Below are 22,312 nucleotides of genomic sequence, written 5' to 3' on the forward strand. Positions count from 1 at the left end.
GGCGCGAACGAACCGGAGTGAGACGATGAGCAATGCAGCGAAGGAAGTCGTGGTGGTGAGCGGTGTCCGTACCGCGATCGGTGATTTCGGCGGCAGCCTGAAGGATTTCTCGCCGACCGACCTCGGCGCGAAGGTAGTCGCCGACGTGCTGGCGCGCGCGAACGTGCCGGGCGATGCGGTCGGCCATGTCGTGTTCGGCCACGTCGTGAACACCGAGCCGAAGGACATGTATCTCGCGCGCGTCGCGGCGATCAACGGCGGCGTCGCGCAGCACACGCCGGCGCTCACCGTGAACCGCCTGTGCGGCTCCGGCCTGCAGGCGATCGTGTCGGCCGCACAGACGATCATGCTCGGCGATGCCGACGTCGCGATCGGCGGCGGTTCGGAGAGCATGAGCCGCGCGCCGTACACCGTGCCGGCCGCGCGCTTCGGCCAGCGCATGGGCGACGGCAAGCTCGTCGACATGATGCTCGGCGCGCTGCACGACCCGTTCCAGACGATCCACATGGGCGTGACGGCCGAGAACGTCGCACGCAAGTACGACATCTCGCGTGAAGCGCAGGATGCGCTGGCGCTGGAATCGCATCGTCGCGCGGCGCGCGCGATCGCGGAAGGGCGCTTCAAGGATCAGATCCTGCCGATCTCGATCCGCACGAAGAAGGGCGAAGTCGCGTTCGACACCGACGAGCACGTGCGGCACGACGCGAGCTCGGACGATTTCACGAAGCTCAAGCCGGTGTTCGCGAAGGAGAACGGCACCGTGACCGCCGGCAACGCATCGGGCATCAACGACGCGGCCGCTGCCGTGCTGATGATGAGCGCGGACGCCGCACGCGCGCAGGGCGTGAAGCCGCTCGCCCGCCTCGTCGCGTATGCGCACGCGGGCGTCGATCCGGCGTACATGGGCATCGGCCCGGTGCCGGCCACGCAGAAGGCGCTCGAACGCGCCGGCCTGAAGATCGCCGATCTCGACGTGATCGAAGCCAACGAGGCGTTCGCCGCGCAGGCCTGCGCGGTCACGCAGGAGCTCGGCCTCGATCCCGCTAAGGTCAACCCGAACGGCTCGGGCATCTCGCTCGGTCATCCGATCGGTGCGACCGGCGCGCTGATCACGGTGAAGGCGCTGTACGAACTGAAGCGCATCGGCGGGCGTTACGCGCTCGTGACGATGTGCATCGGCGGCGGCCAGGGGATTGCTGCCATCTTCGAGAACATCTGATAATCGACCGCTCAGCATCCGAATACACAGGACATTTCATGGCCATCGAAATCGTCGGCGTCGTGGGCGCCGGAACCATGGGTAACGGCATTGCGCAAACCGCCGCCGTTGCAGGACTGAACGTCGTGATGATCGACGTCAGCGACGCCGCGCTCGACAAGGGTCTCGCGACGCTGAAGGGCAGCCTCGAGCGGCTCGTGTCGAAGGACAAGCTCGACGCGGCCGCACGCGATGCGGCGCTCGCGCGCATCGCGACGTCGACGGACTACGCGAAGCTCGCCTCGGCCGACATCGTGATCGAAGCCGCCACCGAGAACGTCGAGCTGAAGGGCCGCATCCTGAAGCAGATCGAGGCCGTCGCGCGCCCGGACGCGATCATCGCGACCAACACGTCGTCGATCTCGATCACGGCGCTCGCGGCGCCGCTCGCCGATCCGTCGCGTTTCCTCGGCATGCACTTCTTCAACCCGGTGCCGCTGATGCCGCTCGTCGAGATCATCCGTGGGCTGCAGACGAGCGACGCGACCGCCGCGGCCGTGCGCGCGCTGACCGAGCGTTTCGACAAATCGCCGATCGGCGTGCGCAATTCGCCGGGCTTCGTCGTGAACCGGATCCTGGTGCCGATGATCAACGAAGCGTTCTTCGTGCTGGCCGAAGGCATCGCGTCGGCCGAGGAGATCGACGCGGGGATGAAGCTCGGCGCGAACCACCCGATCGGGCCGCTCGCGCTGGCCGATCTCGTGGGCCTCGACGTGTGCCTCGCGGTGATGGATGTGTTCCTGAAGGACTTCGGCGATCCGAAGTATCGCGCGTGCCCGCTGCTGCGCGAGATGGTGTCGGCGGGGCGGCTCGGGCGGAAGACGGGGCGTGGGGTGTACGACTACGGCAAGTAAGCGGCGCATCGGTGCCACTTCGCGCGGCCGCCTTCGGGCGGCCGTGTGCATTGTGCGGCGCGCGCGGACCGACAGACCGGGCCGGTCGGCCCACTCGGCGATCGTACGCCGGTCGCGCGTCCGTGCGCCGGCCCGCCTGAGCAGCGCGCTACAGCAGCCGTTCGGACAGTACGCGGAATGCGACGTCGGGCACGACGAAGCACAGCGGTTCGCCGGTCGCGCCGATGCGAGCGAGGAAGTCGCCGCCTGCGGGCCCGACCGTCTTCAGCGGCCGGACCGCGTCGACGTCGATCGGCAAATCGATCGACGCATACGCGAGGCGATCGCAGTCTTCGACATGAGCGATGGCCGCGTGCTGCAGCGACAGGGCGGCGACGGCCGCGCGCCAGTCGTCGAAGAATGGCGCGAATGCATCGGGCAGCGTCCGGTCGTGCGACGCTTCGGCCGTGCAGCGGAAGTCGGGGGCACTACCGCCGCCGCCGGCCAGCAGCGTGTCGTACTGTCCGTCACGCACCGCATGCGTGAACCGCCGCGCAAGATGCGACGGCAGCGCGTCGCTGAAGAGCCGGCTGCCGAGCGCATAGAGCGGGTGGTCGAACACGTTCTTCACGAACAGCACCGTGCGCTCGGCCGGCATTCCGTCCGGCAGCCCATCGACGTAGAGCCGCCAGTTGCTCTGCAGCGGCGACGGAAACAGGCGCCGCAGCGGGCCGGCAAGACGCGGGCCGAAGTGCCGGTGCGCGTAGGTGAGCGTCGTGAACAGCGTGCGGCCGTCGCGGCTCGCGAGCGTGACGCCGCGCGGCACCAGGTGCGCGACGGCCGCGACATCGACGACCCAGGTGCAATACACGACGTTCTCGACGTCGCTCGCGAGCTGCAGGAACGGCAGCCGCGACAGCAGCGCGCGGCGTGCGCGCAGCAGCGGGCGGCTCGCGACGATCCGGTTGGCGATCCGGCCGGCGAGGCCGGGGGACGGGTAAACGAAGGCGTTGTCGTAGCGCATGGGCGGCATTGTGCCGGGCTTGTCGCGTGCGCGGAAGAGGCGGGGTGGTGTCTTTGGCCCAACCGGGCGAATTTGCCGGGCGCCGCCGCATGGTGCCGCTCGTGCGATGGATCCCGCCGGCCGGTCTTCACGCGTGCCGCACGCGTGCGGATAATCGATCGCCACCGACCTTGCGGATCGAATGCGGATGTCAGCGCGCCGGAATCGATGGAACAATTTCCGTCGACCCGCGCGTACAGGAGAGGTGGCAGCGCTCCAGCGCTTCCGCCACGATTCATTCCGGCTCGGGTTCGTGCATCCGTTGCCGCGACACGTTCAGCCAACGCGCGATCCTGCCGCCCGCGAGTTGCCACTCGAACGGATTGCGGAAATCGAACGTGTACAGCTCGCGTCGAAGGTACGAACAGCACCCGCGTAGACTCCGGGACGCCCGGGAGCGTTCGATGCGCGAGGGCCGCCACGTGTTGTGCCACGGAAAGTTGGTCGCCATACTCGAGCGCCGTCGCGGTAACCGGAAATTGAGCGCATACGCGTACCGCGGCTGGTCCGAGAAGTTTGCCCCCGCGGCATGCAGCGTACGCCCCGCATGCACGGTGCAGTCTCCCGGCATCAACGGACACGCCACGGCGCGCGCCGGATCGAATCCGCCGACACACTCGAGTCCATGGGCGGTCACGTCGCCCCCGAGCGGTACATGCGGAAGCACGTCGTACAGATGAGACCCGGGGATGAACTGCATGCACCCGTTGTCGACCGAGACGGCTTGTAACGGAATCCAGAAGTTGACTTCGCGGTGGTCGATGCGCGCGTCGGTAAACGCGTCGTCCTGATGCCATGGCGTCACGGTGTCCGTATGCGACTGCTTCAGGAAAAAGCTGTCACCGGCAAAACGAACATTCGAGCCGAGCAGCGCCTTGGCGATATCGAGCGCGGCGCGGCGGATGCGGAGTTTCGATAGCCGACGCTCGAAATAGGAGGCCCAGTGGAGCTGGAGAAGTTGATGCTCGGAATCGCATCCGTTCGACTCGGGATAGAAATCAAACATCAGGCCCTCGGCGTAGCCCGTGCGGCTGCCGAGCAGACGATGGCCGATTTCGCGCAAGTCTTCGATCTCCGAGGTGTCGATCAGCCCGTTGATGATCGCAAAGCCGTCGTGATGGAACTGGGACCGAAGATTGGCTTGCATTGGAGCCTTGACGATGAGTTCACGGATCGCGAAGCGATGCAGACGGCCTCTGGTTTTCGATTTTCGTATTTCCGCGCAGGACGCTTCTGTTCGATACCTTACGTTGGCGGCCGACGGCGGAGCAGCCCGACGAGTTGTACGACAACGGTTATCGGGTCGTGGATGGTGCGGACGGCAACGCGCACGACGTCGCGATGCCGCCGCGTGCCGGGCGAGCGCAGTGGCCGGCCGTTCGTGCGTCAGTACCCCGTTCCGCCGCCGCCCTGATCGGTGACGATCGCCACCCCCGAACTCGTGCCGAGCCGCGTCGCGCCGGCTTCGAGCATCGCGAGCGCGGCCGCGCGGTCGCGCACGCCGCCCGACGCCTTCACGCCGAGCGTCGGCCCGACCGTGCGGCGCATCAGCGTAACGTCCGCAAGCGTCGCGCCGCCGTGGCCGAACCCGGTCGACGTCTTCACGAACGCGACGCCGAGATCGCGGCACATCTCGCACACACGCACCTTCTCGTCGTCGGTCAACAACCCCGTTTCGAGGATCACCTTGAGCGGCACCGTGCCGCAGGCGCGATGCACGGCTGCGATGTCGGCCTTCACGTCGTCGGCGCGGCCGCTTTTCAGCGCGCCGATGTTGATCACCATGTCGATCTCGCCGGCGCCTGCCGCGATCGCGGCGGTCGCCTCGAATGCCTTCGCGGCGGACAGCCCGGCGCCGAGCGGAAAGCCGACCACGGCACAGACGAGCACGCCGGTATCGGCCAGCTCGCTCGCGGCGAGCGGCACGTTCGCCGAATTCACGCAGACCGAGTAAAAGCGATGCTCGGCCGCCTGGCGGCAGAGTTCGCGGATCTGCGCGTCGCTCGCGTCGGGCGCGAGCAGCGTGTGATCGATGGCTTGGGCGAGTTGGGCGTTGGAAAGCGGCATGTGTCAGGACTCCACGGATCGTGTGCGGAAAGGGCACACGGAAAGTTGATGTTTTCACATCGGTTTGTTACAAATACGACATTCCGGCCGGGCCTGCGCGCCCGGCACGACGAGCGACTCACGCGACGGGCACGCAGGATACAGGCATGGAAACAAAGAAGGGCGAACGGATCAAGACATTGATGAACGTGCTGCAAGGGCAGAACGCGATTCATCTGAGGGAAGTCGCCGAGCTGTTCGGCGTGTCCGAAATGACGATCCGCCGCGATCTCGCGGACAATCCGCACGGCCTCAGCCTGATCGGCGGCTACGTGACGCGCCATTTCGCCGCGCAGCGCAGCGACATCGGCGAATACCTGATCAGCGCCGAGAACAACCGGCAGACCGAGGAAAAGCGCCGCATCGGCAAGCTGGCCGCGCAGTTCGTGACGACCGGCGACACGATCTTCGTCGACTGCGGGTCGACCACGCCGTTCATCGTCGATTTCATTCCGGACGACCTCGAATTCACGGCGGTCTGCAATTCGTTGAACGTGTTCGCGAAGCTGCAGCAAAAGCCGCATTGCAACGTGATCCTGTGCGGCGGCGCGTATCACCGCCAGAACATGGTGTTCGAATCGGTCGCCGAAACGGGCATCCTCGATTCGGTGCGCGTGTCGAAGGCATTCATCTCGGCGGCCGGCGTGAGCGACCGCTGCGGCGTCACGTGCTTCAACTTCCACGAAGTCGATGCGAAGAAGAAGGTGATGGCCCGCGCGCAGAACCGCTTCCTGCTGGTCGACCACACGAAGTTCGACGAAGTGCGGGCGGCCTATTTCGCCGAACTGACCGATTTCAATTACGTGATCTCCGACGGGCAACTGAGCCGCCGCTACGAAACGGCGATCCGCGAGCACGGGATCGCACTCGTGACCTGATGCGGCGCGGGCTTGCGGCGCGCATTGCATTGCGCTTTCCGTCACGCTTTGCATCGCATCACGCATCGCGTGCTTCAGCCGCGCTGAGGTAGCCGGTGACCACCTCGAAGCGGCGAAACGCGCCCGGCGCCAGCGCCGCGACGTGGCCCTTGCGGCGTTCGGCTTCGTAACCCTCCGGCTCGCAGGTCGACGGCAGCGCGAACGCGGCGACCTGCTGGTCCGCGTTGTGCAGGATCCAGCGCGTCGCATGCGGGAATTGCGCGGGGCGGTAAGCGGTATGGAACGCGCCGCCGTCCGGATGCGCGAGCCGGAAATGCGCGACGCCGTCGGCATCCGTTTCCACGTCGTTCATGAAGAACACGATCTCCGGGTCGTACAGCGCGGGTGCATCGAGCGTCGCGAGCCACGCCGGCTCGCGCGCGAGCGTGGCCGTGTAGTCGCGCCACGCGGCGGTCGGCTTCACGTGCGCGGGCACGCTGTCGCGCAGCCGCACGCCGCCACGCGGGAGCGATTGCACGAAGCGGCCGCCCGGCACGTACGCGTAGTTCAGGTGGGCCATGTACATCAGGTCCATCGGTGCGCCGCCGAGATTCGTCACGTCCATCGCGATCGTCATCCGGGCATCATGCTCCGTCAGCCGCACCGACGGACGCGCGACGTAGTGGCTGCCGAAGCCCTGCACGTACTCGTATTCCCCGGTCACTTCGACCGTTGCGCCGCGCGCATCCGTGCCGACGACCAGGCTCGCGCGATCCATCGGCGCGCACGGCATCTCGCCGTGCAGCGCATGCGTGTCGTCCGGCCCCGGGCAGCCGTTGCGCAGCAACCCGCTGTGGAACATGAAGCAGCCATAGGTATCGATGATCGACGTCGCGCGCCTCGGCTGCCGGAACATGTGCTTCATCGTCAGGTCGCGGCCGTCGAATTCGGCGGCCCAGATCATCTGGCCGAGATACGGCAGCACGACGAGATGACCGCGACGGTTCTCGAGCTTCAGTGCCTCGACGCCGGACGGATACGCGAACGCGGTGACGGTGATGCCGTCGGTGCGGTACAGCGTGCGCGGTGCCTCGCGGAAGTCGTCGCGCCGCAGTTCGATCTCGCCGCGCATGGTCAGGCTCCCGACGTGTTGCGCGTCGCGGCGTAGCGCGTGGACGCATGGCCGTCGGCCGCCGCGTCGGGCGTTGCCGCCGGCAGGTGACGCAGGCAGTAGAAGCCGTAGTAGACGATCACGACGAAGCACGCGAGCGGCACGACGAATGCGAGCTGCATGTTGCCGCCCGTGTGATCGGAGATCAGCCCCTGGATCAGCGGCACGACCGCGCCGCCGACGATGCTCATCACGAGGATCGAGCCGCCGTATTCGGTGTCCTTGCCGAGGCCGTCGATCGTCAGCCCGTAGATCGTCGGCCAGCACGGGCCGAGGAAGATGCTCACGCACACGGCCGCATAAACAGCCGTGATGTTGTGCACGCTGATCGTGTACGCGAGCAGCGCGATGCACAGGATGCCGTAGACGATCAGCACCTTGGCCGGTCCGACGCGTTTCATCACGAGCGTCGCGACCAGCTTGCCGACGAAGAACGCGAAGAAGGTCGCGAGCAGGTAGCGCGACGCACCGCGCTCAGTGAGGCCGCCGATCTGCATCGCGAGCCGGATCGTGAAGCTCCACACGCCGACCTGCGCGCCGACGTACAGGAATTGCGCGACCACGCCCGCGACGAAGCGCCGGTTGCCGAACAGGCGCGCGAGCGTGCCGCGTGCGTCGATCCGGTGCGTGACCGTGCCCGCACCGTTGCCCTTGCACGCCGGGTACGGCGTGAGCGCGAACACGATGAACACGGCGACGAGCACGACGATCAGCCACTTGTACGGTTCGAGCGTGGCCTGGATCATCGCGAGCTGGTGCGTGTGGGCGTCGGCGGCCGACATCGCCGCGAGCTGCGCATGCGACGCGTCGCCTTCCTTGAAGATCAGGAAGCTGCCCATGTAGACGCCGGCCATCGCGCCGAACGGATAGAACGTCTGCGAGATGTTCAGTCGCCGCGTGCTGGTGTCGCGCGGGCCCATCAGCGTCGAATACGAGTTCGACGCCGTTTCGAGGAACGACAGGCCCGCGGCGATCACGAACAGCGCGACGAGGAACATCCCGTACTTTGCCATCGACGCGGCCGGGAAGAACAGCAGGCAGCCGGTCGTGTAGAGCAGCAGGCCGACGAGGATCGTCGTCTTGTAGCTGAACTTCTTCACGACGGTCGCGGCCGGAATCGCGAGAAAGAAGTAGCCGAGATAGAACGCGGACTGCACGAACGCCGATTCGAAATCGGACAGGAAGAACGATTTCTTGAACTGCGCGATCAGCACGTCGTTCAGGTTCGCGGCGGTGCCCCACAGCGCGAACAGGCAGCACAGCAACGTGAACGCGAAGAGCGGCGTGCGATTCAGGTAATAGCCGTCGGGGGTGTGTTCGATCCGGGTTCGGCTCATGGGTGTCTCCTTCCCAATGTCTCGTCGATGAAGGCGCCGGTCAGAAGCCGGCGTCGCGGAGGAAGCGTTCGAACGTCGCGGCGTCGGCGTACGACTTCTGCGTGCCGAGGCCCGTGACCGAATGCGCGGCGTAGGCGGACGCGTAACGCATCGCGTCGACGGCGTCGCGCGACGCGGCATAGCAGTGCGCGAAGCAGCCGATATATGCATCGCCGGCGCCCGTCGTATCGCGCGCGTCGACCGGCACGCCCGGCACGTGACGCGCGCCGTCGCGCGACACCAGCAGCGAACCGTTGCTGCCGAGCGTGACGAGCACGTGCTTGAGGCCGCGCGCGACCAGCGCTTCGGCGGCACGGGTCGCGCTCTCGCGCGAATCGACCGGCATGCCCGACACGATCGCGAGCTCGGTTTCGTTCGGCACGAAGAATTCGACGGAACGGATGCGCTCGAAATCGAGGTCGGCTACGGCGGGGGCCGGGTTCAGCAACACGGGAATGCCGTGCCGCGCGCCGAATTCGATCGCGTGATAGACGGTGTCGAGCTCGATTTCGAGCTGCAGCACGATCAGCGCGCAGTCGGCGAGCATCGGCGCGGCCGCATCGATGTCGGCCGGTTGCAAATGGCGATTCGCGCCCTTGACGATCAGGATGCTGTTGCTCGAATCGGGCTCGACGAAGATCGGCGCGACGCCGCTCGGCACGCCGGCGACCTTGCGCACGTGCGTGGTGTCGATGCCTTCGCGCTCGAAGTTGCGGATCGTGGCGTCGGCGAACACGTCGTCGCCGACCTTCGTGACCATCACGACGCGCGCGCCGAGGCGCGCGGCCGCGACGGCCTGGTTCGCGCCCTTGCCGCCGCAGCCGAGCTCGAAGTTCGGCGCCTCGAGCGTTTCGCCCCGGGCGGGCATGCGCGTGACGTAGGTCACGAGGTCGACCATGTTGCTGCCGATGACGGCGATTGTCTCCATCTGCGTCTCTTCCTTGGTATGGGCGGCCGCGCGTGTGGGGTCGGCGGCGGCTCGCGACAGGTGATAATAAAATCACATTGGATGTGAAAATGCAATCCTATGGTGTTAGGAGGGTCACTTTGTGGCGGGTGGCAGGCGGGCGGACGAAATCTCCTGCCTCCGCGTCAGAGAGGTTTCGGATTCATCGGGGAATGGGGCAGTCGTCACGCGAACGATGTCGACAGAGAAGACGAACTCACCGGGAAGCGCCGCGTACGCGGGAGCGATCCGTACAGCGCCGCGCCGCGATGATCCAAACGGGAATCGCCGCCGGCTCTACGCAAACGGCACTCGGGGCGGGCGCCGCCGCGCCACGCCGGATGCTTGCTCGCGCGTCGCGACGATGCCCTCGCTCAGCGGTTCACGATCGAATACACGAGCGTGCCGGAGAACATCAACAGCACGAGCGACGCGCCGCGCAGCAGTGTCGACGTGCGGGCGGCCCACGCGCGTTGCGAAGTGAGGATCCCGCCGAGGGACGACCAGCCTACACCGATCGGCGTGAGCACGACCAGAAATACGAGGAGCGCCCATGCAAAATAGTGCGCCGACCTGAACGCGTCCAACGGAAACAGCGTGCTCGAGAACAGCAGCGCTTTCGGATTCATCATCGTCGCGACGAACACGTCGCGAAAGCGCACCGGTGCGATCGATACGTCCTGCAGCACGCGGCTATGCGTCCACAGCTTCAGCGCGAGGAAAAAGATGTAGACCGAACTCGCGAGCTTGACCACGTCATAAAGCCAGGGGCGGCCAGCAGCGAACGCCGACAGGAAGAATCCCCATACGGAAATCGCGATCGCGTAGCCGAGCGCCTCGGCGACCACCAGCGGCCAGGTGCCACGCAGGCCTACCTTCAACCCCGACGACAACAGCAACGTATTGGTCGGCCCCGGCACGATCAGCACCAGCGATACGTACATCGACATCTTCAGCAAGGCTTCCTGAATAGGCACGCGGCCTCCTCCATTCGTCAGTGTCGCGGTTCGCGTGCGGCCAAGGCTGGCGCACCGTCGAAATAGCGATTGCTCTTTACGCGCTGCGGTTCGATCGGCTCGCTCGGCACCGGCTGTCCGATGACGTCCCGGGCGGCTCGCTCTCCTGTTTCGTTGCGCGGCGCGATGCAGGCCACGTTGCACGCTTCGTGGCGGCACCCGGCCCGGTTCGTTTCAGTGCAAATGCGATCTGCGCTTGCATGAACACGCCCGTCTTCATCGCACGGCTTTCGTATTCGCGTGAGACACATCATGACGAATTTCTCTACTGACGAGTCGGATTATTTTTGGGTCGAGATCAATATCGTCGAAATTCGAAAAGGTCGCCATCTTTGTTCTGAAAACAGTGAATTCGTTATTTCTTTCCTGTGAATTCAGTATGCCATTTACCATTTTTTTGACCGCATGATATCGGGTGCGCATGATTAAAATGAAAAAATGAATTTTGTTGTTTCGAAAAAATTAAATCATTTGATTCGCGAAATTTCACCGATATTTTCCGGGATTTAGAATTTCTCTGAATCGCCTGGGATCGATATGAAATTTTTCGAGATATGCCGTCGTGAACGCTGCTATGGTGTGTCGGAGCGGTCAAGTGCATGGTGTGACAATCCTGGCAACAATTGATAAAACCGAAAATATCAATGAGCTGATGGCGATCGCTGCATCGCCAAGTCGATTTGTCGAGGCGTAATCCATTACGCGGTGTGCCGCCGCGTACGATGGGGGATTCGCATTTTTTGCTTAACCGCGCTGAGATTCGCTACGCCTTTTCGGTGCCATTTGTCGTGATGGGACAGGTGCGTCATGACGCGTTATCGGACGCATTTCCGGTTCAACTCGACGAGGCGGCACTATCCATTCAGGTTTTAAATCCTATGGGAAGCGTGTAATGACTAATCCGATCAAGAATATCGTCATCGTGGGCGGCGGCACGGCGGGCTGGATGAGCGCGTCGTACCTCGTGCGGGCGCTCCAGCAGCAGGCGAACATCACACTCGTCGAATCCGCGGCGATCCCGCGGATCGGCGTGGGCGAGGCGACCATCCCGAGTTTGCAGAAGGTGTTCTTCGACTTCCTCGGGATACCGGAGCGGGAGTGGATGCCCCAGGTAAACGGCGCGTTCAAGTCCGCCATCAGGTTCGTGAACTGGAGGAAGTCTCCCGACCGCTCGCGCGACGATCACTTCTACCATTTGTTCGGCAACGTGCCGAACTGCGACGGCGTGCCGCTGACCCACTACTGGCTGCGCAAGCGCGAACAGGGCTTCCAGCAGCCGATGGAGTACGCGTGCTACCCGCAGACCGAGGCGCTCGACGGCAAGCTGGCACCGTGCCTGGCCGACGGCACCCGCCAGATGTCCCACGCGTGGCACTTCGACGCACACCTGGTGGCCGACTTCTTGAAGCGCTGGGCCACCGAACGCGGCGTGACCCGCGTGGTGGACGAGGTCGAGCAGGTTCATCTGAACGAGCGCGGCTACATCTCCAGCCTGTCCACCAAGGAGGGGCGCACGCTGGAAGCGGACCTGTTCATCGATTGCTCCGGCATGCGGGGGCTCTTGATCAACCAGGCCTTGAAGGAACCCTTCATCGACATGTCGGACTACCTGCTGTGCGACAGCGCGGTCGCCAGCTCCGTGCCTGCCGACGACGCCCGCGTGGGGATCGAGCCGTACACGTCGGCGATCGCCATGAACTCGGGATGGACCTGGAAGATTCCGATGCTGGGCCGGTTCGGCAGCGGCTATGTGTTCTCGAGCAAGTTCACATCGCGCGATCAGGCCACCGCCGACTTTCTTCGCCTCTGGGGCCTCTCGGACGCGCAGCCTCTGAACCAGATCAAGTTCCGGGTCGGGCGCAACAGGCGGGCGTGGGTCAACAACTGCGTCGCGATCGGGCTGTCGTCGTGCTTTCTGGAGCCGCTGGAATCGACCGGTATCTACTTCATCTACGCGGCGCTTTACCAGCTCGTGAAGCACTTCCCCGATACGTCGTTCGACCCGCGGTTGACCGACGCGTTCAACGCCGAAATCGTCCACATGTTCGACGACTGCCGGGATTTCGTGCAGGCGCACTATTTCACCGCGTCGCGCGACGACACACCGTTCTGGCGCGCGAACCGGAACGACCTGCGGCTGTCGGACGCCATCAAGGAGAAGGTCGAACGTTACAAGGCGGGGCTGCCGCTGACCACCACGTCGTTCGACGATTCCACGTACTACGAAACCTTCGACTACGAGTTCAAGAACTTCTGGTTGAACGGAAACTACTACTGCATTTTTGCCGGCCTGGGGCTGCTGCCCGACCGGTCGCTGCCGCTCTTGCAGCACCGGCCGGAGTCGATCGACAAGGCCGAGGCGATGTTTGCGCGGATCCAGCGCGAGGCCGAGCGTCTGCGGACGAGCCTGCCGACGAACCACGATTACCTGCGCTCGCTGCGTGAGCGCGACGCGGGGCTGTCTCGCAGCGAGCCCGGGCCGACGCTCGCGACGCCGGAGATCCTGTAGTGGAGCGCGCGCTGGACCGGGTAGGCGCCATCGCGGCCACGCACGCCGCGGTGGCGGCCTGCGATCCGCTGCGGGCGCGCTCGCTCGTTCTGCAACTGCCGGCCCTGAACCGCAAGCAGGATGTACCCGGCATCGTCGGCGTGTTGCGCGAGTTCCTCCCGGCGCACGGCGTGCCCTCGGGCTGGGGCTTCGTCGAAGCCGCCGCCGCGATGCGGGACATCGGGTTCTTCCTCGGGTCGCTCAAGCGGCACGGCCACGAGCCCGTGGACGTGGTGCCCGGCCTCGAGCCGGTGCTGCTCGACCTGGCGCGCGCGACCGACCTGCCGCCGCGCGAGACGCTCCTGCACGTGACGGTCTGGAATCCCGCGGCGGCCGACACGCAGCGCAGCTACACCGGGCTAGGCGACGAAGCGCACCTGCTCGAGAGCGTGCGCATCTCGATGGCGGCCCTCGAGGCGGCCATCGCATTGACCGTCGAGCTGTCCGACGTGCCGCTGCGGTCGCCCGCGTTCGCGCAAGGGTGCGACGAGCTGACGGCCTACCTGCAGAAAATGGTCGACTCGATCGTTTACGCGTACCGCTTCATCTCGGTGCAGGTCTTCTACGACGAACTCCGCCCGTTCTACGAACCGATTCGAGTCGGCGGCCGGAGCTACCTCGGCCCCGGTGCCGTCGAGATGCCCCTCTTCGTGCTGGAGCACGTGCTGTGGGGCGCGCAATCGGACCATCAGCCTTATCGGGAATTCAAGGAGACGTACCTGCCCTACGTGCTTCCCGCGTTCAGGACGATCTACGCGCGCTTCGCCGATGGGCCGTCGCTCGTCGACCGCGTGCTCGGCGACGCGCAAGCGGACCGTGCGCGGGGCGAGCCCGTCGGGGCAGGGTTGGCGGCCCTCGACCGGGTGTTCGAGGTTCTGCTGCGCTTCCGGGCGCCGCACGTCAAATTGGCGGAGCGGGCGTACGAAGTCGGGCGAAGCGGCCCCACGATCGGCAGCGGCGGCTACGCGCCCAGCATGCTCGGCGATTTGCTCACGCTCACGCGTGCGGCACGGTCGCGCGTTCGCGCCGCGCTCGACGGGCCCTGACGCCCGACGCGCGCGGCCATGTGTTCCATCTCACCAGGAGAGTTAGCCCCCATGACTCAGCAGAGCCCCGCAAACGGGCGCGACAGCAACCACTTCGATGTGATCATCCTCGGCTCTGGCATGTCGGGCACCCAGATGGGAGCCATCCTGGCCAAACAACGGTTTCGCGTGCTGATCATCGAGGAGTCGTCGCACCCGCGGTTCACGATCGGCGAATCGTCGATCCCCGAGACGTCGCTGATGAACCGCATCATCGCCGATCGCTACGGCATTCCGGAGCTCGATCACATCACGTCGTTCTATGCGACGCAGCGTTACGTCGCGTCGAGCACGGGCATCAAGCGCAACTTCGGCTTCGTGTTCCACAAGCCCGGCGAGGAGCACGACCCGAAGGAGTTCACGCAGTGCGTCATTCCCGAGTTGCCGTGGGGGCCGGAGAGCCATTATTACCGGCAGGACGTCGACGCCTACCTGTTGCAGGCCGCCATCAAATACGGCTGCACGGTTCGCCAGAAGACGACCGTGACCGAATACCACGCCGACAAGGACGGCGTCGCGGTGGCCACCGCGCAGGGCGACCGGTTCACCGGCCGGTACATGATCGACTGCGGCGGGCCCCGCGCGCCGCTCGCGACCAAGTTCAATCTTCGCGAAGAGCCGTGTCGTTTCAAAACGCATTCGCGCAGCCTCTACACGCACATGCTCGGGGTCAAGCCGTTCGACGACATCTTCAAGGTCAAGGGGCAGCGCTGGCGTTGGCATGAGGGAACCCTGCACCACATGTTCGAGGGCGGCTGGCTCTGGGTGATTCCGTTCAACAACCACGCGCGTTCGACCAACAATCTGGTGAGCGTCGGCCTGCAGCTCGACCCGCGTATCCACCCGAAAACGGACATCTCCGCGCAGCAGGAATTCGACGAATTCCTCGCGCGGTTCCCGAGCATCGCGGCGCAGTTTCGGGACGCCGTGCCGGTGCGCGACTGGGTCAGGACCGACCGCCTGCAGTTCTCGTCGAGCGCGTGCATCGGCGACCGCTACTGCCTGATGCTGCACGCGAACGGGTTCATCGATCCGCTTTTCTCCCGCGGGCTCGAGAACACCGCGGTGACCATCCATGCGCTCGCGGCGCGCCTCATCAAGGCGCTGCGCGACGACGACTTTTCCCCCGAGCGCTTCGAGTACATCGAGCGCCTGCAGCAGAAGCTGCTGGACCACAACGACGACTTCGTCAGCTGCTGCTACACGGCGTTCTCGGACTTCCGGCTGTGGGATGCGTTCCACCGGCTGTGGGCGGTCGGCACGATCCTCGGGCAGTTCCGGCTCGTGCAGGCACATGCGAGGTTCCGCGCGTCTCGCGACGAGCGCGACCTCGATCGCCTCGACGACGAGGCCCCGTACCTCGGGTTCCTGTGCGCGGACATGGAGGGGTACTACCAGTTGTTCAACGACGCCAAAGCCGAGGTCGAGGCCGTGAGCGCCGGGCACAAGTCGGCGGAGGAGGCCGCGGCGCGGATTCACGCCCTCATCAACGAACGGGAATTCGCGAAGCCGATGTTCGGCTTCGGGTACTGCATCACCGGCGCCAAACCGCAGCTCAACAACTCGAAGTACAGCCTGCTGCCGGCGATGAAGCTGCTGCACTGGACGCAGACCAGCGCGCCGGCGGAGGTGAAAAGGTACTTCGACTACAACCCGATGTTCGCGCTGCTCAGGGCGTACGTCACGACCCGCATCGGCCTGGCGCTGAAGTAGTCGGTCGACCTCCGGAATGAAAATGATAGACGACGTTCAATTGAATCAGGTGGGTGCCCGGGAGCATCCCGCGGGGGCGTACGATGCGACCACGCGCGTGGCCGCGAGCTGGTACGTCGCGATGCGCTCGAGCGACCTCAAGGACAAGCCGGCGGCGCTGACGCTCTTCGGCCGGCCGTGCGTCGCGTGGCGCGGTGCGACGGGCCGGGCCGTGGTGATGGATCGCCACTGCGCGCACCTTGGCGCGAACCTGGCCGACGGGCAGGTCGAGGACGGGTGCATCCGGTGCCCGTTTCACCACTGGCGGTACGACGAGCACGGCCAGTGCGTGCATATCCCCGGCCACAGCGCGGCGGTGTGCCGGCTGGAGCCCGTCCCGCGCGGGGCGCGGCAGCCGACGTTGGTTACCGTCGAGCGGTACGGCTATGTGTGGGTCTGGTACGGCTCCCCACAGCCGCTGCATCCGCTGCCCGAAATCGCCGCGGCCGACGTCGACAACGGCGACTTCATGCACCTGCATTTCGCGTTCGAGACGACGACGGCGGTCTTGCGGATCGTCGAGAACTTCTACGACGCGCAGCACGCGACCCCCGTCCATGCGCTCCCGATATCGGCCTTCGAGCTCAAGCTCTTCGACGATTGGCGCGAATGGCCGGAGGTCGAGTCGCTGGCGCGGGCGGGCGCGTGGTTCGGCGCCGGGATCGACTTCACCGTGAACCGGTACTTCGGGCCGCTCGGCATGCTGTCGCGCGCGCTGGGCCTGAACATGTCGCAGATGAACCTGCATTTCGACGGCTACCCCGGCGGGTGTGTGATGACCGTCGCCCTGGACGGAGACGTCAAATACAAGCTGCTCCAGTGTGTGACGCCGGTGAGCGACGGCAAGAACGTCATGCACATGCTCATCTCGATCAGGAAGGTGGGCGGCGTCCTGCGCCGCGCGACCGACTACGTGCTGTTCGGACTCCAGACCAGGCAGGCCGCGGGGTACGACGTCAAGATCTGGAACGGGATGAAGCCGGACGGCGGCGGCGCGTACAGCAAGTACGACAAGCTCGTGCTCAAGTACCGCGCGTTCTATCGCGGCTGGGTCGACCGCGTCGGCGCGAGCGAGCGGCAAGGCATGAGTCGACAGCCCTAGCCGGAATCGGCGGCCGGCCGGCCGCCGCTCGGCATCGCGTCGATCGAGGTGGTGAACGCGAGCGAACGGAACGCGGACAGCTCCAACCCGCCGCCCGGCGTCGCGACCGCACGCCAGGATGACAGGCCGATTACCGTTTTGTCATCCACGCCGTTCGCGCCCGCACGGAGCGCGGCCGTGTCGCCGTTTCCGGGTAACATCGCCGGATGTTCCCACGAAAGCGACGGAGCCGGCCATGCGCATCCTGATAGTCGAAGACGAACCGAAGACGGGCGCGTACCTGAAGAAGGGGCTCGAGGAATCGGGTTTCAGCGTCGATCTCGCGAAGGACGGCGGCGAAGGGCTGACGCTCGCGCAGGAAGAGCGTTACGACGTGATCGTGCTCGACGTGATGCTGCCCGTGCTCGACGGCTGGGGCGTGCTCAAGCGGCTGCGCGACACGCATACGACGCCGGTGCTGTTCCTGACCGCGCGCGACGACGTGCAGGACCGCGTGCACGGCCTCGAACTCGGCGCCGACGACTACCTCGTGAAGCCGTTCGCGTTCGTCGAACTGCTCGCCCGCATCCGCACGCTCGCGCGTCGCGGGCCGCCGCGCGAGACCGAACACCTGGCGGTCGGCGATCTGGAAATCGACGTGGTGCGCCGCCGCGTGAAGCGCGGCGCCACGCGGATCGACCTCACGCCGCGCGAATTCTCGCTGCTGCAACTGCTCGCGCGCCGGCAGGGCGAGGTACTGAGCCGGACGCAGATCGCATCGTACGTGTGGGACATGAATTTCGACAGCGACACCAACGTCGTCGAGGTCGCGATCCGGCGCCTGCGCGCGAAGATCGACGACGCGTTTCCGGTCAAGCTGATCCATACGGTGCGGGGCGTCGGCTACGTGCTCGAACCGAAGGACGACGCATGACGCGCCCGCGTTCGCTGGCCGCGACGCTCGCGCTCGCCTTCGCCGCGACCACGCTCGCCGCGTTCGCGCTCGTCGGCGCGTATGTGTATGCGGGCCTCGAGCGGCAGGTGAACACGCAGGACGATCTCGACATCGTGCTGGCCGCGCGCCACACGCGCCGGCTCGCGGGCGAGCTCGAGTCGCTCGATGCGGTGCGCGCGCACACGGAGCGGCTGACGAGCCAGGTGCTGGGCAACGAGGCGATGTCGATGGCCGCCGTCGATGCGCGGGGCGACGTGCTCGTGCGCCACAACGTCCGGCTCGCCGCGCTCGACGATGCGCCCGCGGCCGCATCGGTTCCACTTGCCGACGCGCAGTTGTTCGCGCCGCACGCGGTGCCGATTCCCGCGAGCGACCGGATCACGGCCGATCGGCTCGTCACGTGGACTGCCGCCGGCGGCACGCCGATGCGCGGCGTCGTGATCGAGGCGGCGCTCGGCGATCGCACGCCGATCCGCATCGCGATCGCCCGCAACATGCGCGACCGGGCCGATCTGCTCGACGGCTACCGTGATCGGCTCAAGCTTGCCGGCGGCGTGGGCGCGTTGTTCGCGCTACTGCTCGGGTACTGGCTGATCCGCACGGCGCTCGCGCCGCTGCGCGAGATCGTCGACAACACCGGCCGGATCACGGTCGACAAGCTCGATACGCGGCTCGATGCGTCGCGCGCCCCTCCGGAATTGCGCGCGCTCGTCGATGCGCAGAATGCGATGCTCGGCCGCTTGCAGCAGGCGTTCGCGCATCTGTCGCAATTCAGCGCCGATCTCGCGCACGACCTGCGCACGCCGCTGAACAACATGCGCGGCGCCACCGAAGTCACGCTCGCGCGGCCGCGTTCGACCGACGAGTACCAGGCGTTGCTCGAATCGAATCTCGAGGAATACGATCGTCTCGCGCGGATGATCGAGAACGTGCTGTTTCTCGCCCGCGCCGAGCATCCGAGCTTCGTCACCCGGCAGCGCGCGTTCGACGTGCGCGACGAACTCGAGCGCATCGCGGAGTATTTCGAGGGGCTCGCCGACGAAGCGGGCTCGGCGTTGCGCGTCGAAGGGCAGGGGCAACTGACCGCCGATGTCGAGCTGTTCCGGCGCGCCGTCGGCAACCTGCTCGCGAACGCGCTGCGTTACACGCCCGCCGAGGGCGTCATCACACTGAGTGTCGATGAAACCGCCGATGCGGTGCGCGTCGTCGTCGCGAATCCGGGCGAGCCGATCGATCCCGCGCTGCTGCCGCGGATCTTTGACCGGTTCGTGCGCGGCGACCCCGCGCGTAGCGGCGGTGCGCCGGGCGGCACCGCCGGGCTCGGCCTCGCGATCGTGCGCTCGGTGATGGAACTCCACGGCGGCACCGCGCAGGTCGAAAGCGACGCGTTCGGCACACGTTTCGTGCTCACGTTCAACCGGCCGCCGGCAGCGTGACGGCGGGTCCGGACCGTGCGGCCGCCGCATGTTCCTTCGCGCCGATTTTCGATTCCGCGTCCGTGCCTGCGCTCGCCTGCCAGCCGCCGCCCAACGCCTTCAGCAACCCGACTTCGGCCTCGATCCGGCGCGCGTCGATCTGATCGGCCGTGCGCCGGTTCGTCAGCGCGATCGTCTGCGCGGTCACCACGTCCAGATAGCTGACGGCGCCCGCGTTGAAGCGATTCGTCGTCAGCCGCAGCGACAGGTCGGCCGCGTCGGTCGCGCGCTGCTGGCTGCCGGCTTCGGACGCGAGTGCATCGAGCGCCGATAACTGATCCTCGACCTGCTGGAACGCGACGAGCACGGTTTGCCGGTAGTCGGCGACCGCACTGTCGTATTGCGCATGCGCGCCGCGCAGCGACGCGCTGCGGCGCCCGCCGTCGAACAGCGTGCCGGCGAGCTGCGGGCCGAGCGACCAGAACAGGCTCGGCGCGGCGAGCCACGGCGCGAAGAACGAACTCTCGAGGCCTGCGCTCGCCGACAGCACGAGATCCGGGAAGAACGCGGCGCGCGCCTCGCCGATCCGCGCGTTCGCGGCCGCGACTCGGCGCTCGGCCGCCGCGATGTCGGGCCGCCGCTCCAGCAGTTGCGACGGCACGCCAGCCGGCACGGCCGGTACTTGGAACGGCTGCACGTGCGGCGGCAGCGTAAACGTCGACGCGCTCTCGCCGACGAGCGTCGCGATCGCATGTTGCAACTGCGCACGCGACGCGTCGATGTCGGTGTCCTGCGTGCGCGTCGATTCGAGCTGGGCCTCGGCTTGTGCGACCGCCGACGCATCGATCGCACCGGCCGCGAGCTGCTGCTCGAGCAGCGTCAGTGCGCGCGCGTACGCGCGCACCGTGTCGTCGAGCAGTTGCTTCTGCGTGTCGAGCGAGCGCAGCGCGAAATAGTCGGTCGCGAGTTCGGCCGTGACCGAGAGCTTTACGGCCTGCAGATCGGCCGCGCTCGCGGCGGCGTTCGCTTGCGCGCCCGTCACCGCGTCGCGTACACGGCCGAACACGTCGGGTTCCCAACTCGCGGCCACGCCCGCCTGATAGTCGGGCGTCGTCTTGCCGGCGAGCGACGAGCCGAGCCGGTTTTGCGATACGCGAGCACGGCTTTGCGCGGCACCCGCGGTGAGCGTCGGCAGGAGCCCGGCGTGTTGATAGTCGACCGTCGCGCGTGCCTGCCGCAACGCGGCGACGGCTTTCTTCACCGTCTGGTTCGACACGTCGACGCGCGCTTCGAGCGCGTTCAGGCCGGCGTCGTCGAAGACGGTCCACCAGGCGCCGCGCGCGGCGGCGTCGGCCGGCGTCGCGGCGCGCCAGCCGGCCTGCGCGGCCGGTGCGCCCGCGTAGTGCGCGGGCACCGCGACGGCGGGCGGCGAATAGGGCGGCAGCGTCGAGCAGGCGGTCAGTGCAGCGGCGGCGCCGAGTGCGGCGACACGGCGAGCGAACGGGAGCGGATGAAGGCAGCGCATGGCGGATATCTCTTGAGTCGTCGATGGTTCAGCCGCGCGCGGGCGCCGAAACCGGCGTCGACGCGGCCGTCGCGGCACCGTCAGCGCTGGCGGCGTGCATCGGCGGCGCGACGCGCGTGGCGGTGGCGGGTTGCGCGGGTCGAGTGGCAGAAGCGCCAACAGGCGCCGCATCGTGCGCGGTCGACACGATCTTCACGGCTTCGCCCGCCGTGATCGCATCGCCCGGGTTGTCGATCACGCGATCGGCTGCCGCGAGCCCCGCGACGATCTCGACGCGCGTGCCGAAATCGCGCCCGATCTGCACGGTCTTCAGCGCGGTTCGGCCGTTCGCGCCGACGGTGGCGACCGTCACGCCGTTCGGGCGGAACAGCAGCGCACTGACAGGCAGAGCGAGCGCCGGCGCCGCGCTCGGCACGGCGAGATGCGCCTGCGCATACGCGCCGGGCATCAGCGTGCCGTCGTGATTGTCGACGTCGATCTCGACGCGCAGCGTGCGCGTGACGGGGTCGATCGCGCCCGCGCTGCGCGCCACCCGCGCGGCAAGCCGCCGCCCCGGATACTGCGGCGTCGTCAGGTAGACCGGCGTGCCGGTCGATACGCCGGTCGCACTGTCCTGCGGCACGTCGACGAACACGCGCAGCGTGTCCGTCTGTTCGAGATGGAACAGTTCGCCGGACAGGCCCGGGCTGCCCGGCGTGCCGCCTGCGGTGACCAGCGTGCCGACGTCGACGTTGCGTGCGGTGATCACGCCGTCGAACGGCGCGGTGACGGATTCGTACGACACGAGTTCGGCAAGATGCGCGACGTTCGCCTGCGCGGACGCGAGCATCGCGCGCTTCGCGTTCATGTCCGCGACCTTCGTGTCGGTGTCCTGCTGCGACACCGATTGCGTTTTCAGCATGTCCTGCCAGCGCTGCGCGGTCGATTTCGCGTAGTCGTAGTTCGCCTGCGCGCTCGCTTCGTCGGCGCGCGCCTGGCGCAATTGCGCATCGAGATCGGGCGCCGAAATCCGCGCGAGCGTCTGGCCGGCCTTCACGTGCGTGCCGAGATCGGCGCTCCAGTGCGCGACGTAGCCGCTCGTGCGCGCATAGATCGACGCGTCCGCATAGGGCGCCACGGAGCCGGGCAACGTCAGCGTCTGGTCGGCCGGCGCCGCGCCGGGCACGACGACCGACACCGGCAGCGCCTGTTGCGCGGCTACCTGTGCACGCTGAGCGGCGCGTGCATCGATACGCGGCACGATGCCGAGCGCGAGCAGCGCGGCGGCGAATGCGACGGCCGCGAGCGGCACGGCCAGCTTGCGGCCGCGGCGGGCCGGCGGGGTG

General features: G+C 66.8%; 19 protein-coding genes. 9 read left to right on the top strand and 10 right to left on the bottom strand.

All coding sequences use genetic code 11. From position 1 onward, the window contains the following. The first annotated feature begins 25 nt into the window (after positions 1 to 25). Positions 26 to 1,219 carry a beta-ketothiolase BktB gene (gene bktB / locus C4B30_RS28290; RefSeq protein WP_027786161.1) on the top strand — a complete coding sequence of 398 codons (1,194 nt, stop codon included), beginning with the start codon at positions 26 to 28 and terminating at the stop codon, positions 1,217 to 1,219. 38 nt (positions 1,220 to 1,257) lie between these two features. Continuing rightward, positions 1,258 to 2,112, top strand: coding sequence for a 3-hydroxybutyryl-CoA dehydrogenase (locus tag C4B30_RS28295; RefSeq protein WP_027786160.1), 855 nt, complete (start codon positions 1,258 to 1,260; stop codon positions 2,110 to 2,112). A 148-nt stretch (positions 2,113 to 2,260) separates the two neighbouring features. Here the strand turns inward: C4B30_RS28295 and C4B30_RS28300 are convergent, their stop codons facing one another. The 3 genes from C4B30_RS28300 to deoC form a co-directional block, all read right to left on the bottom strand. After that, positions 2,261 to 3,124, bottom strand: a complete 864-nt coding sequence (locus C4B30_RS28300) for a DUF2071 domain-containing protein (protein ID WP_027786159.1) — start codon at positions 3,122 to 3,124, stop codon at positions 2,261 to 2,263. 265 nt (positions 3,125 to 3,389) lie between these two features. Then, positions 3,390 to 4,301 (bottom strand): phytanoyl-CoA dioxygenase family protein, encoded by a 912-nt coding sequence (locus tag C4B30_RS28305; RefSeq protein WP_027786158.1) that lies wholly within the window; start codon positions 4,299 to 4,301, stop codon positions 3,390 to 3,392. A 239-nt stretch (positions 4,302 to 4,540) separates the two neighbouring features. Continuing rightward, positions 4,541 to 5,221: a deoxyribose-phosphate aldolase gene (gene deoC, locus C4B30_RS28315; RefSeq protein ID WP_027786157.1), complete on the bottom strand. Its 681-nt coding sequence runs from the start codon at positions 5,219 to 5,221 to the stop codon at positions 4,541 to 4,543. A 146-nt stretch (positions 5,222 to 5,367) separates the two neighbouring features. Here deoC and deoR point away from each other — a divergent pair, with 146 nt between their 5' ends. Then, complete coding sequence (gene deoR / locus C4B30_RS28320) at positions 5,368 to 6,138, top strand: DNA-binding transcriptional repressor DeoR (RefSeq protein ID WP_027786156.1); 771 nt, start codon at positions 5,368 to 5,370, stop codon at positions 6,136 to 6,138. Between the two features lie 58 nt (positions 6,139 to 6,196). Here the strand turns inward: deoR and C4B30_RS28325 are convergent, their stop codons facing one another. The 4 genes from C4B30_RS28325 to C4B30_RS28340 form a co-directional block, all read right to left on the bottom strand. Continuing rightward, a complete protein-coding gene (locus C4B30_RS28325) occupies positions 6,197 to 7,249 on the bottom strand; it encodes an aldose 1-epimerase family protein (protein WP_027786155.1) in 1,053 nt (350 codons plus the stop codon). A 2-nt stretch (positions 7,250 to 7,251) separates the two neighbouring features. Further along, complete coding sequence (gene fucP / locus C4B30_RS28330) at positions 7,252 to 8,625, bottom strand: L-fucose:H+ symporter permease (protein WP_027786154.1); 1,374 nt, start codon at positions 8,623 to 8,625, stop codon at positions 7,252 to 7,254. 40 nt (positions 8,626 to 8,665) lie between these two features. Then, complete coding sequence (gene rbsK, locus C4B30_RS28335; protein ID WP_027786153.1) at positions 8,666 to 9,592, bottom strand: ribokinase; 927 nt, start codon at positions 9,590 to 9,592, stop codon at positions 8,666 to 8,668. Positions 9,593 to 9,984: 392 nt separating this feature from the next. Next, positions 9,985 to 10,587 (bottom strand): LysE family translocator, encoded by a 603-nt coding sequence (locus C4B30_RS28340; RefSeq protein ID WP_027786152.1) that lies wholly within the window; start codon positions 10,585 to 10,587, stop codon positions 9,985 to 9,987. Positions 10,588 to 11,518: 931 nt separating this feature from the next. On the opposite strand from C4B30_RS28340, the gene C4B30_RS28345 reads away from it, so the two are divergent. Genes C4B30_RS28345 through C4B30_RS28360 form a run of 4 tightly spaced genes read left to right on the top strand, consistent with a single transcriptional unit; the run spans position 11,519 to position 17,113 of the window. Further along, positions 11,519 to 13,135, top strand: a complete 1,617-nt coding sequence (locus C4B30_RS28345) for a tryptophan halogenase family protein (protein WP_027786151.1) — start codon at positions 11,519 to 11,521, stop codon at positions 13,133 to 13,135. Next, the gene (locus C4B30_RS28350; protein ID WP_034185509.1) at positions 13,135 to 14,220 is read left to right on the top strand and encodes a monodechloroaminopyrrolnitrin synthase PrnB family protein; all 1,086 of its coding nucleotides are present in this window, start codon (positions 13,135 to 13,137) and stop codon (positions 14,218 to 14,220) included. Before C4B30_RS28345 ends, C4B30_RS28350 begins: the two co-directional genes overlap by 1 nt. 51 nt (positions 14,221 to 14,271) lie before the next feature. Continuing rightward, positions 14,272 to 15,972 carry an NAD(P)/FAD-dependent oxidoreductase gene (locus C4B30_RS28355; RefSeq protein WP_027786149.1) on the top strand — a complete coding sequence of 567 codons (1,701 nt, stop codon included), beginning with the start codon at positions 14,272 to 14,274 and terminating at the stop codon, positions 15,970 to 15,972. A gap of 25 nt (positions 15,973 to 15,997) precedes the next feature. Beyond that, complete coding sequence (locus tag C4B30_RS28360; protein WP_027786148.1) at positions 15,998 to 17,113, top strand: Rieske 2Fe-2S domain-containing protein; 1,116 nt, start codon at positions 15,998 to 16,000, stop codon at positions 17,111 to 17,113. Here the strand turns inward: C4B30_RS28360 and C4B30_RS28365 are convergent. Then, the gene (locus tag C4B30_RS28365; protein ID WP_155257381.1) at positions 17,110 to 17,262 is read right to left on the bottom strand and encodes a hypothetical protein; all 153 of its coding nucleotides are present in this window, start codon (positions 17,260 to 17,262) and stop codon (positions 17,110 to 17,112) included. The two genes, C4B30_RS28360 and C4B30_RS28365, sit on opposite strands and share 4 nt — an antisense overlap. An 86-nt stretch (positions 17,263 to 17,348) precedes the next feature. On the opposite strand from C4B30_RS28365, the gene C4B30_RS28370 reads away from it, so the two are divergent. Both C4B30_RS28370 and C4B30_RS28375 read left to right on the top strand, forming a co-directional pair. Next, the gene (locus tag C4B30_RS28370; RefSeq protein ID WP_027786146.1) at positions 17,349 to 18,026 is read left to right on the top strand and encodes a heavy metal response regulator transcription factor; all 678 of its coding nucleotides are present in this window, start codon (positions 17,349 to 17,351) and stop codon (positions 18,024 to 18,026) included. Continuing rightward, entirely contained in the window at positions 18,023 to 19,483 is a 1,461-nt protein-coding gene (locus tag C4B30_RS28375; RefSeq protein ID WP_027786145.1) for a heavy metal sensor histidine kinase, read from the top strand. Before C4B30_RS28370 ends, C4B30_RS28375 begins: the two co-directional genes overlap by 4 nt. On the opposite strand, the gene C4B30_RS28380 is transcribed toward C4B30_RS28375, so the two are convergent. Beyond that, entirely contained in the window at positions 19,461 to 20,987 is a 1,527-nt protein-coding gene (locus tag C4B30_RS28380; protein ID WP_027786144.1) for an efflux transporter outer membrane subunit, read from the bottom strand. The two genes, C4B30_RS28375 and C4B30_RS28380, sit on opposite strands and share 23 nt — an antisense overlap. A gap of 28 nt (positions 20,988 to 21,015) precedes the next feature. Then, on the bottom strand, positions 21,016 to 22,312 hold a 1,297-nt coding region (locus C4B30_RS28385), incomplete at its 5' end, for an efflux RND transporter periplasmic adaptor subunit (RefSeq protein WP_105133251.1).

Origin of the sequence: Burkholderia sp. BE12, from assembly GCF_002959955.1 — a bacterium.
In the GTDB taxonomy this organism is placed as follows: Bacteria; Pseudomonadota; Gammaproteobacteria; order Burkholderiales; family Burkholderiaceae; genus Burkholderia.